At 43.1% G+C, this 16,853-nt stretch carries 16 protein-coding genes; 9 read left to right on the top strand and 7 right to left on the bottom strand.

Translation table 11 applies throughout. The annotated features are described in order from the left end of the window. Positions 1-4: 4 nt before the first annotated feature. The gene (locus tag R8G66_17155; protein ID MDW3194106.1) at positions 5-496 is read right to left on the bottom strand and encodes a LacI family DNA-binding transcriptional regulator; all 492 of its coding nucleotides are present in this window, start codon (positions 494-496) and stop codon (positions 5-7) included. Positions 497-659: 163 nt separating this feature from the next. Here R8G66_17155 and R8G66_17160 point away from each other — a divergent pair, with 163 nt between their 5' ends. Continuing rightward, on the top strand, positions 660-4,691 hold the full coding sequence (locus R8G66_17160) for a two-component regulator propeller domain-containing protein (protein MDW3194107.1): 4,032 nt from the start codon (positions 660-662) through the stop codon (positions 4,689-4,691). Between the two features lie 27 nt (positions 4,692-4,718). Here the strand turns inward: R8G66_17160 and R8G66_17165 are convergent, their stop codons facing one another. Both R8G66_17165 and moaA read right to left on the bottom strand, forming a co-directional pair. Further along, the gene (locus R8G66_17165) at positions 4,719-5,909 is read right to left on the bottom strand and encodes a molybdopterin molybdotransferase MoeA (protein ID MDW3194108.1); all 1,191 of its coding nucleotides are present in this window, start codon (positions 5,907-5,909) and stop codon (positions 4,719-4,721) included. A 1-nt stretch (position 5,910) separates the two neighbouring features. Then, positions 5,911-6,891 (bottom strand): GTP 3',8-cyclase MoaA, encoded by a 981-nt coding sequence (moaA, locus tag R8G66_17170; GenBank protein MDW3194109.1) that lies wholly within the window; start codon positions 6,889-6,891, stop codon positions 5,911-5,913. Between the two features lie 95 nt (positions 6,892-6,986). Between moaA and R8G66_17175 the strand changes: the two genes are divergently transcribed. The 6 genes from R8G66_17175 (at position 6,987) to R8G66_17200 (ending at position 10,758) form a co-directional block, all read left to right on the top strand. Beyond that, complete coding sequence (locus tag R8G66_17175) at positions 6,987-8,219, top strand: cysteine desulfurase (protein MDW3194110.1); 1,233 nt, start codon at positions 6,987-6,989, stop codon at positions 8,217-8,219. Between the two features lie 63 nt (positions 8,220-8,282). Next, the gene (locus tag R8G66_17180; protein MDW3194111.1) at positions 8,283-8,714 is read left to right on the top strand and encodes an iron-sulfur cluster assembly scaffold protein; all 432 of its coding nucleotides are present in this window, start codon (positions 8,283-8,285) and stop codon (positions 8,712-8,714) included. A 17-nt stretch (positions 8,715-8,731) separates the two neighbouring features. After that, positions 8,732-8,974: a MoaD/ThiS family protein gene (locus R8G66_17185; GenBank protein MDW3194112.1), complete on the top strand. Its 243-nt coding sequence runs from the start codon at positions 8,732-8,734 to the stop codon at positions 8,972-8,974. Between the two features lie 2 nt (positions 8,975-8,976). Further along, positions 8,977-9,393 carry a molybdenum cofactor biosynthesis protein MoaE gene (locus tag R8G66_17190; protein ID MDW3194113.1) on the top strand — a complete coding sequence of 139 codons (417 nt, stop codon included), beginning with the start codon at positions 8,977-8,979 and terminating at the stop codon, positions 9,391-9,393. Positions 9,394-9,405: 12 nt separating this feature from the next. After that, a complete protein-coding gene (locus tag R8G66_17195; protein MDW3194114.1) occupies positions 9,406-9,678 on the top strand; it encodes a MoaD/ThiS family protein in 273 nt (90 codons plus the stop codon). A 3-nt stretch (positions 9,679-9,681) separates the two neighbouring features. After that, a complete protein-coding gene (locus R8G66_17200) occupies positions 9,682-10,758 on the top strand; it encodes a glycosyl hydrolase (GenBank protein MDW3194115.1) in 1,077 nt (358 codons plus the stop codon). On the opposite strand, the gene R8G66_17205 is transcribed toward R8G66_17200, so the two are convergent. Beyond that, complete coding sequence (locus R8G66_17205) at positions 10,755-11,318, bottom strand: Uma2 family endonuclease (GenBank protein ID MDW3194116.1); 564 nt, start codon at positions 11,316-11,318, stop codon at positions 10,755-10,757. The genes R8G66_17200 and R8G66_17205 overlap by 4 nt on opposite strands. Before the next feature lie 3 nt (positions 11,319-11,321). Next, positions 11,322-11,879 (bottom strand): Uma2 family endonuclease, encoded by a 558-nt coding sequence (locus tag R8G66_17210; GenBank protein ID MDW3194117.1) that lies wholly within the window; start codon positions 11,877-11,879, stop codon positions 11,322-11,324. Between the two features lie 50 nt (positions 11,880-11,929). On the opposite strand from R8G66_17210, the gene R8G66_17215 reads away from it, so the two are divergent. Next, the gene (locus tag R8G66_17215; GenBank protein ID MDW3194118.1) at positions 11,930-12,292 is read left to right on the top strand and encodes a hypothetical protein; all 363 of its coding nucleotides are present in this window, start codon (positions 11,930-11,932) and stop codon (positions 12,290-12,292) included. Positions 12,293-12,352: 60 nt separating this feature from the next. On the opposite strand, the gene R8G66_17220 is transcribed toward R8G66_17215, so the two are convergent. Next, positions 12,353-14,422 carry a thiamine pyrophosphate-dependent enzyme gene (locus R8G66_17220; protein MDW3194119.1) on the bottom strand — a complete coding sequence of 690 codons (2,070 nt, stop codon included), beginning with the start codon at positions 14,420-14,422 and terminating at the stop codon, positions 12,353-12,355. A gap of 205 nt (positions 14,423-14,627) precedes the next feature. Between R8G66_17220 and R8G66_17225 the strand changes: the two genes are divergently transcribed. After that, a complete protein-coding gene (locus R8G66_17225; GenBank protein MDW3194120.1) occupies positions 14,628-15,098 on the top strand; it encodes an Lrp/AsnC family transcriptional regulator in 471 nt (156 codons plus the stop codon). A gap of 343 nt (positions 15,099-15,441) precedes the next feature. Here the strand turns inward: R8G66_17225 and R8G66_17230 are convergent, their stop codons facing one another. Then, complete coding sequence (locus R8G66_17230) at positions 15,442-16,650, bottom strand: hypothetical protein (protein MDW3194121.1); 1,209 nt, start codon at positions 16,648-16,650, stop codon at positions 15,442-15,444. Positions 16,651-16,853 lie beyond the last annotated feature (203 nt).

The following is a 16,853-nucleotide window of genomic DNA, read 5'->3' on the forward strand; positions in this document are numbered from 1 at the left end:
CGGGTCAATTATCCAATTCTTTCATTAAATCAAAAAACGCTGGGAAGGATGCCTGCATACCGATTTCATCCGGTTCTTCCAATTGCAAATAAGGTATATTGAGGGGGTGCTCTAAATCCAATCGTCCAAGAAGGATAATACCATCAAGTCCATTACGAACCAGTTCTGACACCTGCTCTATGGAGGCCAAGACTGGCCAGTGATCATTGGCCAAAATAATGTTCACAATTGACATCAATTGTACCTGAGGATAGTCATTCCTAAAAGCCACACCTACTCGTTTAGTTTTCCTGTTCTTTAAACTCAGGGCCACTTCATTAGGCGAATAGTTAAATTGATTCGCGATCTCCAGGATTTTTTTCCTGGTCTCTTCGTTGACCAGTGGGTTGTTGTTTAATGCCCTTGATACCGTAGAGACTGAAACATCCAGTTTTCTTGAGATAAACCGCTGGGTCACTTTCCCGTGAAGCGGCTGAAGGGTTGTACCTATGCTCATGACTTCTTTGATTTTGACTTATCCAAAGAAGACCTAGACGCCTCATAGTCAGCGGGTATTTTTCCGTAATAAAGGAGGGAATTTTCTGTATTCAATAGACAATAAAGCCTGGAAGTAGCCTAATATTGACCTTATAAGACAGAATACTTCCAAAGAGAAAGCTTTGCGCATTCCGATCCGTTACTTACTGTTCTTCCTCTTGTGCGGCTGTTTGTACGTGTCACAAGCCCAGTCAAATTTTCGTTTTGCCCATCTTGGCACGAAAGAGGGTCTTTTAAGTGACGATGCCTATTGCATGTTGGAGGACTCCATGGGTTTTATTTGGATAGGCACTGAAACCGGCCTCCAAAGGTTTGATGGTGACGAGTTGGTCGATTTCCCCATTGTTGTTGAAGGCTTGACGGATCTATTTGTAAGAGATTTGATCCTTCAGGGAGAAGATACGCTTTGGGTCGCTATTCGAGGAGGTGGTGTAAGGGCCATCGTGAATGGGAAAGTCACGAATGCGATCACTGTTGAGAACGGCTTATCCAGCAATCTCGCTGAATGCCTGATGGTAGATCACGAAGGTACACTTTGGGTAGGTACCATCGACGCAGGAATCAATGCCATCGCTAATGGAGAGGTAATTCACTCCCATAGACTATCCGCTTTCGCGTCAGAGATGACAAATCATGAAACCTACGCCTTGATGGAAGACCGAAAAGGAAATATCTGGGAAGGAACCACACAGGGCATTCATCTTTATTTTCAGGATGGAAAACAAACGTCATTTAGGCACCAAGACGATGATCCAGGGTCACTTAGTCATGATTATGCCCACGAAATATATGAAGATCAAACCGGGAACATTTGGATTGGAACAGTAGATGGTGGCCTCAATTTGTACAATGAGCAGGATTCATCTTTCAACTCCTACCAGTACGATGCTCAAACTGGGAATCAAATCAGTCACAATGTAATCCTTGCGATCGAGCAAGATCACGACAGTGACGGGCTTTGGATTGGGACCTGGGGTGGCGGACTCAATTTTTTCGATGGGGTAAATTTTGTGTCGGGCTTTGATGAGGGCGCTTCTTCTACGCTTAGATCTGACCGAATCGAAGACGTCCTTGTAGATTCACGTGGAGACCTCTGGATCGCCACCTATCAAGGAGGCATCAATAAGTACTACCAGCAAACTTTTATCACCTACAACAATCAGGAAAACCTGAATTTAGGGATGCTGCAAAACCGGGTAACGGACATGAGCCTTTCTCTCGACGGGAGCATCTGGCTAAGTACCAATGATGGGGTCAACAAATATCACAATGGTTCATTCGAGACATTTTCAGAAGCCTCAGGGCACTTGAAATTCAACGACATCAATCAAATTTATGAGGACCGGGAAGGTGGTCTATGGATGGGAATGATCGGTACTGGCCGCGGACTTCAATATTTGAAAAATGGAGAATTAAAACACTATGCTCACATCGAAAACGACCCCAACAGCATTAGCAGCGACTTCATCGAAAGCATCTTTCAGGATAGGCAAGATCGCATCTGGATAGGCACGAGAGATGGCTTAAATCTATTTCAAGAGGGCACATTCATCAGGTTCAAATACTCATCTGATCAAAATTCGATTCCCAGTAATCAAATCAGAGATATTTCGGGAGGCAAGGATGGAGGACTATGGATTGCTACCTATGGAGGTGGATTATCCTATTTCAAAAACGGGACTTTCAAAAACTTCCTTGATCCCGAGCAAATGCCCTACAAGTTCCTATGGGATGTAGCCGAAAGCCATGATGGAAATGACGTATGGATTGCCACGAGTGGTGGAGTGGTCAAGTTTGATCCTAATCTTCAACTGAGCACCTTTTACGGTGATCGCGATGGCTTGATTGGCGAACGAGTGAGTCGCATTACCATCGATTCCAAGGGACAGGTTTGGGCGGGTTCCTCCAAAGGGCTTGGTCTTTACCTCAATGAACTCGACAAGTTTAAAACATTCACAAGCGAAGATGGGCTTGCCGGAGACAACATCAATGCCATTCTTGAACAAGAAAACAAGCTGTACGTGGGTGGGGAAGCAGGGTTTGCCGTATTAGACCTTAATCAATTCAGCATTCAACAACCTGAAAGTCAACTGCTATTCACACGATTGGAAATTCTGGACACTTCTCCTGACAATCTGTCGCAAACTCAGGAATGGGAACCCTTAAATGGAGAGGTAGCACTTCCACACGATCAAAACAATCTTACCTTATATTATTCCTCCTTAAAATTAGGAATCGATGATGATCCACAATACGCCTACTTCATTGACCAGATCAATCAGGATTGGGTCTTTAATGGCAATTCAAATCACATTTCTTTAATTGACTTATCCCCGGGGGAATACCAAATTCAGGTTAGAGAACTGTCTGCTCCGGAATCAATTACCTTAAAACTGACCATTTTCCCGCCGTTCTGGAATACAACCATTGCGCAGCTATTTTACCTCACCTTCCTTGCCTCACTGGGGTATCTGATTTTCTTATTCATGAACAAGAGAAAAAAGCTTCGGGAAGATTTGGAGCGGTCCGAATATAATCGTGAAAGTGAGAACAAACTCAACGGTCTTAAACTTCGGTTTTTCACGAATGTATCTCATGAATTAAGGACACCTCTGACTTTGATCCTGGGTCCTGTTCAAGATTTAATTGACCAAAAAGCTGCACCTGCCTACCATGAAAAGCTGATGTTTATCCGAGACAACTCGGAACGACTACTGAAGCTTACTAATCAGTTGCTGGACTTTCGAAAAGTATCGATGGACCGAATGGCCCTGGCGGCCAGCAATCAGGACATTATTTCATTGATCAAGGCTTGTTTTCAGGCTTTTCACTTCGAAGCAGCACAGAAGGCTTTGGACTTTGAATTGAAGCATAGCCAGACATCTCTCAAGATGTATTTCGATCACGCAAAATTGGAAACCGTGCTGATGAATCTACTTTCTAACGCATTCAAATTTCAGCAAGGTCGGGTAACCATTGAGGCCCAGGTTCATGGTGATCCAGAAGAAGCTACCCTGTTTGAAAACCTTAGACCTGTGAAAAATTACCTGAAAATTTCTATCTCAGATAATGGCGAAGGAATCAGCAAGGAAGATATTCCGATGGTTTTTGATCGGTTTTATCAGGCAAAACATCAGGACTCTATGGTTGGCACCGGAATTGGGCTGGCACTGGCCAAAGATCTGATTGAATTGCACCATGGCACCCTAACGGTGAAGAGCACCCCAAATGAAAACACTTCATTCACCATACGGCTGCCTTTTGGATTCGCACACCTATCCAATAGTGAAATCATCGATATTCCAACTCTTGAATCAGCTACTTCATCCCGTACTGAGGCTGTTCAAAAACGACCTGAACTCAAGCGTGATTATACCATTTTATTGATTGAAGATAATCCTGATCTCAGGACATACCTGGCAACAGAATTAAGTCATTTCTATCAAGTCATCACTGCAGAAAATGGCATTGAAGGACTACAGGCATTGAACGAGTACCAACCAGATTTGATCATTAGTGATGTGATGATGCCAAAAATGGACGGCATTACTTTTTGCAGAGAGGTGAAGTCAAATCCTGAAAACAGTCATCTCCCTATTTTATTACTGACCGCCAGAAGTCTGAGCGAACATGAACTTGAAGGGCTAAACGCAGGAGCCAACGATTACATCATAAAACCATTCAACTTAGACAGTCTCATTGCCAAAATTGATAACTTCATTCAGGTTCGCAAAAACTACACGGAGCATTATCTGAACCAATTGAAGGAATCTGATGAATCGCCTGACGTAGCGCCTTCGGAGGAACAAACATTTATTTCGGAAGTAATTGCAATGATTCAATCCCATCTTCACCAACCCACCTTTGGGGTAAGTGAATTATCTGATCTGCTGGGCATGAGCCAGTCGGCATTGTATAAGAAAACAAAGTTCCTCATCGGCAAATCGGTGGTGGAACTAATCTCTCAAATACGAATCAAAGAAGCAGCGAAACAAATTATTGAGACTGATAAGCGCATCTCAGAAATTGGCTACCAGCTAGGGTTTAATGACCCTAAGTATTTCCGGGAGCGATTTAAGAAAGTCTATGAGATGTCGCCTACTGAGTACAGGAAGCAGGGTGTCAAAATAAAAACACCCCCTTCAGGAATCTAACAATCGTAAGCTTTAGATGAAATGTTCTCAATACCTCCAAACCGGATAGACTCCTCCAGCTTCATAGATATCTCTCCCTTGTGGTAATTGGATAAATGCATCTGCATCGACCAAATTGGCCAGATCACCAGAGCCATTTCCTTTGACCGGATGTGCTTCCAGTACGCCTTGGGTATTGGATCGTAATTGTACTTCCAGGAAATATGTCAGATCAGGCTTGAACGCAACTTCTTCGACTAATCTGGCAAATTCAGGACGTTGGATATTTTGTTGAAGGCACTCCGCTAACCAGGGCCTTAGGTAGCGATTAGCACACATGAATGAGGAAACCGGATTTCCTGGGAAGGCGAACACAAAACAATTTTCTTTTCGACCGAACCAAAACGGCTTACCAGGCCTTTGTTTGATCTTATGGAACAGCTTCGCTACACCCAACTCGTCCAGAGCCTTAGGCAGAAAGTCATATTTCCCTTTTGATACTCCGCCACTCAATAGAATCAAGTCATAGTCATTGACCGCATCTTTCAGTTTAGTGAGGATTTCGTCGTAATCATCCGTCAAATGAAGCTTATCAGGAGTGATCTTAAAATCTCCAAGCAAGGCTTGCAGTTGGGCGATGTTGCTCTTTCTGATCTGATGTGGTGCGGGTGTTTCGTGTACTTCTACCAATTCATCTCCAGTAGAAATAATCAAAGCCTTCGGCACCCTGGTGACCTTCACCGGATCTACGCCAACTGTAGCGCAAACGCCTAGTTGAGCCGGTCCGAGAATGATCCCTTCGTTTAAAATATGATCTCCTTGTTTCCGGTCAATGCCCTGAAAGTGCACATTTTGGCGAAACTTGATCTGCTCAATCATGATGCGGGCTACTCCTTCTTTGATCTCCACATCCTCATACCGAATGACTGTATCTGTTCCACGAGGTAGTACTGCTCCGGTCATGACCTCCAGACACTGTGCATCATCCTTCAGTGTTTCCATCGGTGCACCCGCAGGGGCTTCTCCTTCTATGCGGAAACTACTCGCCCCATTTTTAAAGGCCTCATAGTGAATGGCAATGCCATCCATCGTCACCCGATCAAACGGAGGAAAATCTCTATCCGCAACGACCGGTTCTCTCAATACTTTACCAGCCGCTTCATTCAGAGGAACTTGTTCTATGCCAAAATCAGTCTGATTATCGAATATATATTCGAGTGCTTCTTCTACAGTAATCATATTAGCCGCCTATGGTCGCCATGGATTCATGAACCGGAGCCCTTCTTTTCTCCGCCTCAAATCCGTCTTTCGCACGATTGTTTAAGGATTTTCTGATCACCTCCATTAATTCTTCATCAGAGGCTCCGGATCGGATCACATCTCTCAAACTCACGAAACCATTATCATATAGACAAGTTTTCAACTCACCTTTTGGGGTTAGTCGGATGCGGTTACAGGAACCGCAGAAAGTACGTGTATAAGCAGCTATGATGCCGAAGGTTCCTTTGAACCCTGGAATCTGATAATTCTGAGAGGTCGAATTAGCCGGGTCATTCAGTTTTTCAACTTCGGGATAGACTTCCTTGATGTGATCTAATATTTTTCTTGCTGGCCAGAAGGTCGCATTGCCCTGGCCTAGTGTCCCATTGAAAGGCATTTCCTCAATGAATCGAACACCTATTTTATGGTCTCTCGCCAACTCAAGCATCGGGATGATATCCTGGGTATTTCTACCTTCCATGACCACCATGTTGATCTTTGTATTGATCTCCGCATCCAACAATCCGTAGAAAGTCTCCATAACCTGATCGAAGGCATCTCTTCTGGTGATCTCAAAAAATCTTTGCTTGTCCAGAGAATCCAAACTAAGATTCACCGACTTCATAGCGATCTGCTTGAATTGAGGGATGTATTCCCTGGTAAAGGTGCCATTCGTAGTGATGTGCATTTGCTTCAACCCATCAATATCACTCAAGCGATGCAGGAAGTCCATGATCCCCCGTCTAATGAAAGGTTCTCCTCCGGTGATCCGTAATTTAGAAATACCATTTTCACTCAACACCCGCATGAGCCGCTCCATTTCCTCGTAGGTCAGGAGGTCCTTCCGGTTAATGTATTTGATGCCGGACTCAGGCATGCAATAAAAGCACCGAAGATTACACCGGTCTGTAACCGCCAATCGGACATAATTGATGACTCGACCGTGATTATCGTACAACATTCTTGCGTGTTTTGCTGTTGGATGATAGGCTCATGAAGCTAAAATACGATTACTCGCTAACTTGTGCGTTAATTAATATTTACAACTTGTAATTGATGAATCCGGTTCAAACTCCTGTTTTTGATGTTCAATCGATTAGGGATGATTTTCCCATTTTCAAGGCGCACCCCGAATTGATCTATCTGGACAGTGCAGCTACGGCTCAAAAACCAAAGCAGGTCATTGATCGGATCATTCAATTCTATTCCACTGAAAATGCCAATATTCATCGAGGCATTTATGATCTGTCACATCAGGCTACACAAGCTTACGAAAATGCCCGTTTGACCGTAGCGAATTTTATTCAGGCGGAATCCTCCAATTGTATCGCATTTACCAAAGGCACGACGGAATCTGTCAATATCGTGGCAGAATCCTGGTTAAAAAAGCAACTGGATGCATCCAGTAATGTAGTCATAAGCCTCATGGAACACCATGCTAATCTAATTCCATGGCAACAAGTTTGCAAAGACACAGGAGCTGAGCTAAGGGTTATTCCTCTGACGTCCGAAGGTCATCTGGATTACGAAAAACTCCCTGAATTGATCGATGAGAAAACCGAATTAGTCGCTATCACTCATCTCTCGAATACGCTGGGTACGTTAACCGACCTGGACAAGATCAATGCGATCATTCAACCACTAGCCGTGCCTTTGTTAATTGATGCCGCGCAAAGTGCTGCCTTGCATGACCTAAATATCGATGAACTCAATTGTGATTTCCTGACCTTCTCGGGACATAAAACCTTCGGCCCGATGGGTATTGGTATATTGTATGCTAAGCCAACGAGGCACGCAGAAATAGCACCCTTTCAAGTGGGTGGCGGGATCGTACAAGAAGTTACCATAGACGAAACTTCTTTTCAGGAATACCCGACCATGCTTGAAGCAGGAACCCCAAATGTTGCCGGAGTTTTAGGCTTGGAAGCAGCCATCCACTACATTGAATCATTGGACCTGCAAGGAGCCAGGCAACATCTTGAGACACTTTCACAAAAAGCATTTGCATTGCTCCAATCCATTGAAGGAGTTACCATTCTTTCCCCGGAACCCATCACTCATGGAATACTCAGCATCAACATCGATGAAGTACATCCGCATGATGTAGCCTCCTTTCTGAATAGCAGTCATATTGCTGTGCGTGCAGGCATGCATTGTACTCAGCCACTTTTAGAACACCTCGAGCAACCAGCTACGGTCAGGGTATCATTGAGCATTTATAACACCGAAAAGGAAATAGAGCAATTGGGTGCTTCATTGAAGGAAATTGTAGATTTCTGGAAAAATTAACCCTTCGATTTGATCCTATTGCGAACTATACGCCATAATCGATGTTACTAAAAAAGAAAGCTTATGGAACAAGAGCAGCTCAAACGTCTTTATCACGCGACTGTCATTAAGGAAAGTAAGGAACCCTATCATTTTAACAAAGGGGTACAACTTGGCACAGAAGTATTGGCCTATAATCCGATGTGTGGTGATAAATATAAGCTGCAGATCGAGCAGGATCAGGGTCGCATCAAGGAAGGATACTTCCATGGATTCGGTTGTGCATTGTCCAAGGCGTCCACTTCAGCATTATTAAGAGCCATTGAAGGTAAGACGCCACAAGAGATCATTGATTTCTGTCAATCGTTCATTGCGGCCATAAATGGAGGTAACGAATGTACGTTTGATCAGGAGGAACTACAGGTGATGGTAGAACTAAATGACCTTGGGAGCCGTTCCGATTGCATAAAACTTAGTTGGGAAGCATTGTTGGCCCACCTCGAAGAAAAACATTAATTTCATCAAAAAAATCGGTGCAGATAAAAGTAGTTGCATACGGCATTGCCAAGGAAATCCTCCAGTCTCATGAAATGGATTTGGAAATTGCCAATAGCCTAACCTTAAAGGAAGTAAGGTCTATGTTGGCGAATCAATTTCCCGACCTTAATCGATTGGCGAGTTTACGATTTGCAGTAAATGAATCTTATCAGAATGATGAATTCCAATTGTCCGCTAACGATGAAGTTGTGATCATACCACCAGTGAGCGGCGGCTAATTATGATTGATGTAAAAATTGATAGTGCCCCACTGAGCACGCAAGCTTGTGAAGCAGCTGTAGCATCCGATGCTGCAGGCGGCACCGTAGTTTTTATTGGCACAGTTCGAAACCAAACCAAAGGCAAACTGGTAGTTAAGCTAGACTTTGAAGCCTATGAACCCATGGCGATCAAGGAAATGCAAAAGATCGCTGAACAAGTAACTAAAAAATGGGATGCGCTTCATGTGGCCATTCATCATCGGGTTGGTTCCTTACAAATTGGTGAAATCCCGGTGATCATTGCGGTAAGCACACCTCACCGAAAAGCTGCTTTTGAGGCTTGCCAATATGCGATCGACACGCTAAAAGAAACTGTGCCAATCTGGAAAAAAGAGTATTTTGAAGACGGTGAAGTTTGGGTCGCCGCACACCCCTAATGAATTTGAACAATGCCCCAGGTAAAATTCACATCTGCACTGCAACGATTTTTCCCAAGTCTCCAAAACATGGAAACAGACGGGCAAACCGTAATGGAGGTATTAGAAAGCATTAACCATCAATTCCCAGGGTTGAAAGACTACCTTTTAGAAGAAGATGGTAGTCTGCGAAAACACGTCAACATTTTTTTGAAAGAAGAACTGATCCGGGACCGCAATCAACTGTCCGATCCGGTAAAACCTACGGATGAAGTTCTTATTTTCCAGGCATTATCTGGTGGATAAAGCATGAAGAACCTGTTTGTAGCTACAGCAAAAGGCCTGGTACAATTCGATGCTTCTGGTAATCCACTGCGTTGGAATAAGGTCCACTTCATGGGTTTTAATGTCACCAATGTTTATCATGACCCGATCAACAGGCGTATCTGGGCAGGTATTTCGCACAAACACTGGGGGCAAAAGCTTCATTATACCGAGGACAGTGGTCAATCCTGGAATGAAACACCTCTACCCAAATTGCAAGGAAAAATCCTTCCGAATGGGAGGCCTGCAAAACTCAGACAAGTTTGGTGTTTTGCTCAAGGAGGTGCCAAATATTCAAATCGGCTATGGATGGGAACAGATCCAGGCGCATTATTCCTTAGTGAAGACAATGGCCAGACCTTTCAGCTAGTAGAAACATTATGGGATCACGAAAGCCGACAATCAGAAGGACAATGGTTTGGAGCAGGAAGTGATTTTCCTTTCATTCATTCCATTGTTGTTGATCCTCAAAATGCCGATCATATTTTGATTGCGGTGAGTTGTGCGGGTGTGTTTGAGTCATGGAACAGCGGAAAAACCTGGGAGCCAATCAACAAAGGCTTAATTGCAGCCTATCTACCGAATCCTAATGTAGAAGTTGGTCACGATCCGCATATCCTGCACTTGGCCAATTCTGACTCAGCCATTTTATGGCAACAAAATCATTGTGGCATTTTCAATTCAAAGAACGGGGGTAAAGCATGGCAGTTGGTTTCGAAGGAAGGTTCACTCCCCCATTATGGCTTTGCCATGACCATTGATCACAGCAATCCAAACAGGGCCTGGGTGATTCCAGCGGAAAGTGATGAGCAAAGAATTGCTCCGGAGCTCAAAATGCAAGTCTTTAAAACGGAAGATTTTGGTGCCACCTGGCAAGATGACAGTATCGGGTTGCCACAAGAAAATTGCTTTGATATTGTTTTGCGACAAGCATTTGATCGGCAAGATGGAATTCAGGTTTTTGGCACCACTAACGGCAATCTCTTTTTAAGATCAGAAAGTGAAAAATGGACATGTATCTCTTCTCATCTCACCAAAGTCAATGCTCTGACGATCGTTTAGCCTTGTTTTTGAGGAATGATGTCGCTGACATTCAAGGTCAAGCCTTCATATTGAATAGCATCAGTTCCCAGATAAGTCTGTGACTTTTTATAAGTTCCTTCTGCAGATTCAGAGAAAGCAAATACTCTGGCATTCTCAATATCTACTACCCAATACTCAGGAATACCTGCATTCGCATACAATTCGAGCTTGGTGGTGGTGTCGTACAGAAAAGTTGTATCGGAAACTTCAATAACCAAAGTAGCATCTGAAGCTGTTGGCAATTCCTCGAAATAGGTTGTTGGATGCTTTTTGAGCAATGCCACGTCTGGCTCTGGCTCAGTATGATTGTCTAATCGAAGAGGGTTTTGAACACTTACGTCGAATTGATCTGAATAGTTTTTCAACAACCAACCCATTAATCTATTGACAACTGCTGCGTGTTTGCTTCCGATTGGCGACATGGTTATGATTTCTCCATTGATCAGTTCTACTCGTTCCTCCGGACGTATGATCCCTACCTCACCCATTTGGTGATATTCCGAGGCGGTGATCATTCGCTTTGAAACAACTGCATTCATCGTTTAAACTTGTTTTTGAGGAATAATATCTCTGACCTCCAAAGTCAGTCTCTGATATTGAATTGTATCTGAACTATAATAAGTCGCTGACTTTTGATAGGTACCTTGAGCTGGTTCTGAAAAAACAAAAACCCGGACATTCTCAATATCAACTACCCAATATTCAGGAATAGCTTCTGCAGCGTATAGTTCCAATTTGGTCGTTGTATCGTATAACAGAGAAGTATCTGCTACTTCGATAACAAGCACAACATCCTGGGCTTTTGGATGTTCAAAACCGTCGGTTTTATTCGTAATTGCCAAATCTGGTTCAGGCTCGCTGTGGTCACTTAATACGATTGGGTCTTGAACAATAATCTCAAAGGGTCCATCAACATGATTATGATAGAACCATTTAGTTAGTTGTCGGACCACCTTAGCATGTTTTGTTCCTTTAGGTGACATGGTTATGATTTCTCCATTGATCAGTTCTACTCGTTCCTCCGGACGTATGATCCCTACCTCACCCATTTGGTGATATTCCGAGGCGGTGATCATTCGCTTTGAAACAACTGCATCCATATAAGCAATTTAATTAATTCCTATCTTTCAATTACCAAAGGTCAATAACTATGCCTACGAAAAAACCTCACCCAACGATACCTGAAGCAATTTTTGAAAAGTATGATCGGCACATCGCCAAACTTCCTGAACAAAAGCGGAAAGGTGCTAAAAACCCTTACACTTCTCACAATGGTCACATGTTTTCTTACCTCGACCCGAAAGGTATACTTTGCCTTAGATTGGGTAGACAAGATTTAGAGGCATTCCTGAATACTCATCAAACGGAACGACCCGTTTCTTACGGTGCAGTAATGAAGGAATATGCAATAGTTCCATCGTCGTTATGGGACACTGATGAATTAGCCGAATACTTCAAGAAAAGCTATGACTATATATGCTCCTTAAAACCCAAACCAACTAAGAAAACATGAGATTGATAAACCAAAACAGGTAGCTGAGCGAGCCTTGTCGGTAGACAGGCTTGTCGAAGCCTAGCTCCAATAATTGAAGATTTCCCGAATCTGATCTTCTACTTTTTCAGCAGAAGGCAACATCGTTTTCTCCAAAGTACTATTCAGTGGAATAGCCGGCATGTTTTCAGATCCCATTGTTACCACCGGCGCATCCAGATCTTTGAAGCAATGTTGTTGAATATTGGCTGCCAAGGCTCCTGCAAAGGTTGCCGAATTAGGCTCCTCTGTTAGCACAAGGCATCGGCTCGTCTTTCTGACCGATTGATATACGGTATCGTAATCCACTGGATTCAGTGTTCTTAAATCGACAATCTCCACCTGGCCTTCAAATGCCTTGGAAGCATTGAGTGCCCAATGAACACCCATCCCATAAGTAACTAAGGTTAAGGCCGTGCCTTCATTGACATGTTTCGGATCTGCTTTTTGCGTGATGGCCGCTTGTCCGAATGGCAGCACATAATTTTCGTCAGGTTCGTGCGTCTTCGCTTTTTCCGTTCCCGGAACCTTAGACCAGTACAGTCCTTTATGTTCAAAAATGACTACTGGATTCGGATCATGATAAGCCGCTTTCATAAGCCCTTTGAGATCGGCACCATTACTAGGATAAGCAATTTTCACACCTCTGATATTGGCAACGACAGACTCTACGCTCGAAGAATGATAAGGTCCGCCACTTCCATAAGCCCCAATAGGAACTCTCAAAATCATACTGGCCGGCCATTTACCATTACTCAAGTAGTAAGATCGGCTTACTTCGGTGAATAGCTGATTCAATCCTGGCCAGATGTAGTCAGCGAATTGCACTTCTACCACAGGCTTCAGCCCAACAGCTGCCATACCCACTGTAGAACCCACAATAAATGCCTCCTGAATTGGGGTATTGAATACTTTATCGTCACCAAACTTTCCTGCAAGTGTAGCTGCTTCTCTGAAAACCCCTCCTAATCTTCCGCCAACATCCTGACCATAGAGCAAACAATCATCATTTTTCAGCAGGTCTTCCATGGCATGCAGAGCACAGTCCACCATCACACTTTTCTCTGCTCCGGAAGGTTTTCTTTCCCCTTCTTCTTTAAGAACAGGCGTAGGTGCATAATCATGCTTGAACAGGTCTTCCGGCTTGGGATCTTCTGCCAACAGTGCTCGATCAAAATCGTCCTGAACCAATGCTTTGGAACGAGACTCTATCTCCAGTATATCTACTTCCGAAACACCAGCGTCTATCAATGCGGATTTCAAAAATGGATAAGGATCACGTGTACGGTGCTCATCCAGGTCATCCCGGTACCATTCCATCCGCACACCGGACGTATGGTGATTCAATAATGGCACTTTCGCATGAATCAGGAACGGTCTTCTTTCTTTTCGGATCGTGCTAATGACATCTTGTGTCACTTGCAAACATTCCTGAAAATCAGATCCATTGACTTGTCGCGCTTCAATGCCTGAAAAACCCTTGATGTATTCAAAAGCATTTTGTGACCGAACTTCATCGGCACTTGCTGAAATATCCCATCCATTGTCCTGAATCAGGAATAGTATTGGCAACTGCTTTAATGCAGCCATTTGAAAAGCTTCGGCCACTTCACCTTCCGTCACACTGGCATCACCAAGAGAACAAAGTACGATCGGACTCCCTTTCTGATCGCCTATCTGTTTGTCTTTGTATTGCAACCCCATCGCCGCTCCTGTAGCAGGAATTGCCTGCATACCTGTAGCTGAAGATTGATGCGGAATTTTCGGCTTATCGGCATCCCTTAAACTCGGGTGAGAATAATAGGTCCTTCCTCCTGAAAACGGATCATCCCTCTTTGCAAGTAATTGCAACATGAGATCATAAGGGGTCAATCCCATTCCAAGCAGCAAGGCATCATCCCTATAGTAGGGATAAGCATAATCTTCCGGTGTAAGGGTCAAGCCGGCCGCCAGCTGTATCGCTTCATGCCCTCTTGAAGTAGCATGCACATATTTTGAAGCCACCTTAAAGTTCTCCTCATAACACTCAGCCATGTTTTTGGCGACGCTCATGAGCTCAAAACCTGTCAATAATTCATTTTCAATCGATATGGGCTCCGTTACTTTTTGCATATGATACACGCTTGGGGTTATGCCTGCTTTTTACGCCAGACTGATGTATATATAATGGGATTTTAAACCATAAAGTTACGCTTTACCAGTGCTTTAATATTAAAATCAAATCAATTAGTATGATTTCACTATATATTTACATTTCAATAGAATAAATGGCAATCAGACCCTACAATTCGATTCGAAAGCAGAAAATAATTCTATCATGAGTTTACCTCGAAAACTGGACGATACAGATCACAAGATTTTGCATCTCTTGCAGCAAAATGCGCGCATGACTGTGAAGGAAATGTCCGAGAAGCTCAACCTATCTACCACCCCTATTTTCGAGCGTATCAAAAAGCTGGAGAAAAGCGGGATCATTGATCATTACACAGCAGTGATCAATCAGGAAATTCTGGGAAAGAAATTGACTGCATTTGCTCATATTTCCTTCAAGGACCATTCAAAGGAATTGATCTCTGCCTTTGAAGAAAAAATTCTGGCATTACCTGAAGTACAAGAATGTCATTACGTCACGGGAGGGGCTGATTTCATCATCAAAATTCTGGTCCGTGATATAGAACGATACAAAGAATTTATCACTGAAAAACTATTCAGCATCCCGAATATCGCCCGGATTGAATCTTTTCTTTCGCTGCAGGTTAAAACGAAACCTGCGCAAATGGGGAAGTAAATAGGGATGAACTACATAGTACGACCCCTATTCAAAATCAGCTAGAAAGCATTGACAGTTGCTTCATTACTAGTAGATACAAAACCTACTTACAAGCCGCTAAGGGAATGATAACCCTTCGATCCTGGAATCCAGCAACAATTATTGAGATGTCTTGAAAATCAATTTAAAATTATTTCTTCGGGAATTTTGTACTATTCATCGAATAAATATTGCCATTTAAAGAACTTGTTCATTTCTTTGAGGTCGATAAGTAACCGATATGAACACCACCCACCGCATCAAGAGCCACAAGCGCACATTCGTTTATGTACTTTGTGTCGCTATTTACTTTTCAGTTGTCTTATTCCTCTTCAACATCAACATCTGACGGTTTTTTGTCATTGATGATTTTCGAGTGATCGAGTGAATGATAAATCTCGTCCCACAGCATCATGAAGATGACAAACTCGTTGTTGGCACTCAATTTCTCATCAATTAGCAGCTCAAATACTTTTTTCTGAAGTCTTCTGAGTCGATCAAAAAGGTATTGGCTGTCATAAGTGCTCATGTTCTCCTTCAGGGTGAGCAATTCCTTGTAGTACTCATCCATCCTATCCTTCTTCCGCTGATTGATCGTCGCTCTCAAACTGGCGACCAAACCAATAAGTAGCACCATGGCAGACAAAACAAATCCCATCACCTCTGCATAGCGCTCCACAAACTTGGGTTGATCTCTATTTAGGTAATCTATGGTTCCTTGTTGAAAGGGAAAAATCAGGTTGATGTCCTGTTGGTTTACTTCAAACGTATAACTATTGGACGAACCAAAAATCGGCACGATATGATGGTGATGAATGGTCTCGATCAAGTCGTAAATGACATCTGCAGGAAAATCACGTCTCGTGACCAGCAATTCATGCACCGCAAATGTATAGATCGGTTTTTCAAGGGCAATTCCGAATGCATCCCTGGACAATACATAGGGAGTAGTCTTTTTGTATTCACGACAAAACCCTTCGATAAATGAGCCATTGCCTTTCGAATCTACCGGATCAAAAGAATAGATATAGGCTTTCTTGGAATGGATCAATCGCCCTAAATCGTAGTTTTCCTTTCCTGAGAAAAACAGCAACAATTCATTCCTTTCCAAATCATTTTCCAGATCATAGTGATCTTCTATTCTGTAATTGATGGAGGAATCCCCTGTAAACCTTGGAATGAGCTTCTGAAAAAATTGAAGCTCCTCGATCTCTTTGGTCAGCACCAGATAGTCTCCTGCCCTCAAGAGCGAATCAATTTTAGCCTGGGACATCTGATGTCTGGATAGAATAACCAACACCTCATGAAAAAATGGAATAACTGTCCGAATGTCCCGCTTAGATTGTCGATAATCCAGGGTGTTATCTACCGTGGTGATCGAAAACTCTCCATTAAGGATAGATTCAATGGCCTTTACTTCCGTCAGAGAGTCCCTTGGCACGACCTCAATCTCAAATTTTGAGTGGCTATTGATGTCTTCAATGATTTCTCGCATCAAAGGTGCGTCCTCAATGGACACCAGCAATTTCATATCGTAGTGATTCCTGCAAGAGGTTACCAATAACAAACTGGTAAGTAGGAGTAAAAAAAATGGGCCTTTCTGAGTAAAAAATACCTTGAGCATGAGCAGGCTCTTAATTTTCAGTTAATACAATGTTTCCGGATTGATTATCTGCAGCTGGAAACAGCAAATTATGGATATTTCGCCAATTGGACAACACCCTTACAAATGGG

Source organism: Cytophagales bacterium (genome assembly GCA_033344775.1).
In the GTDB taxonomy this organism is placed as follows: Bacteria; Bacteroidota; Bacteroidia; order Cytophagales; family Cyclobacteriaceae; genus JAWPMT01.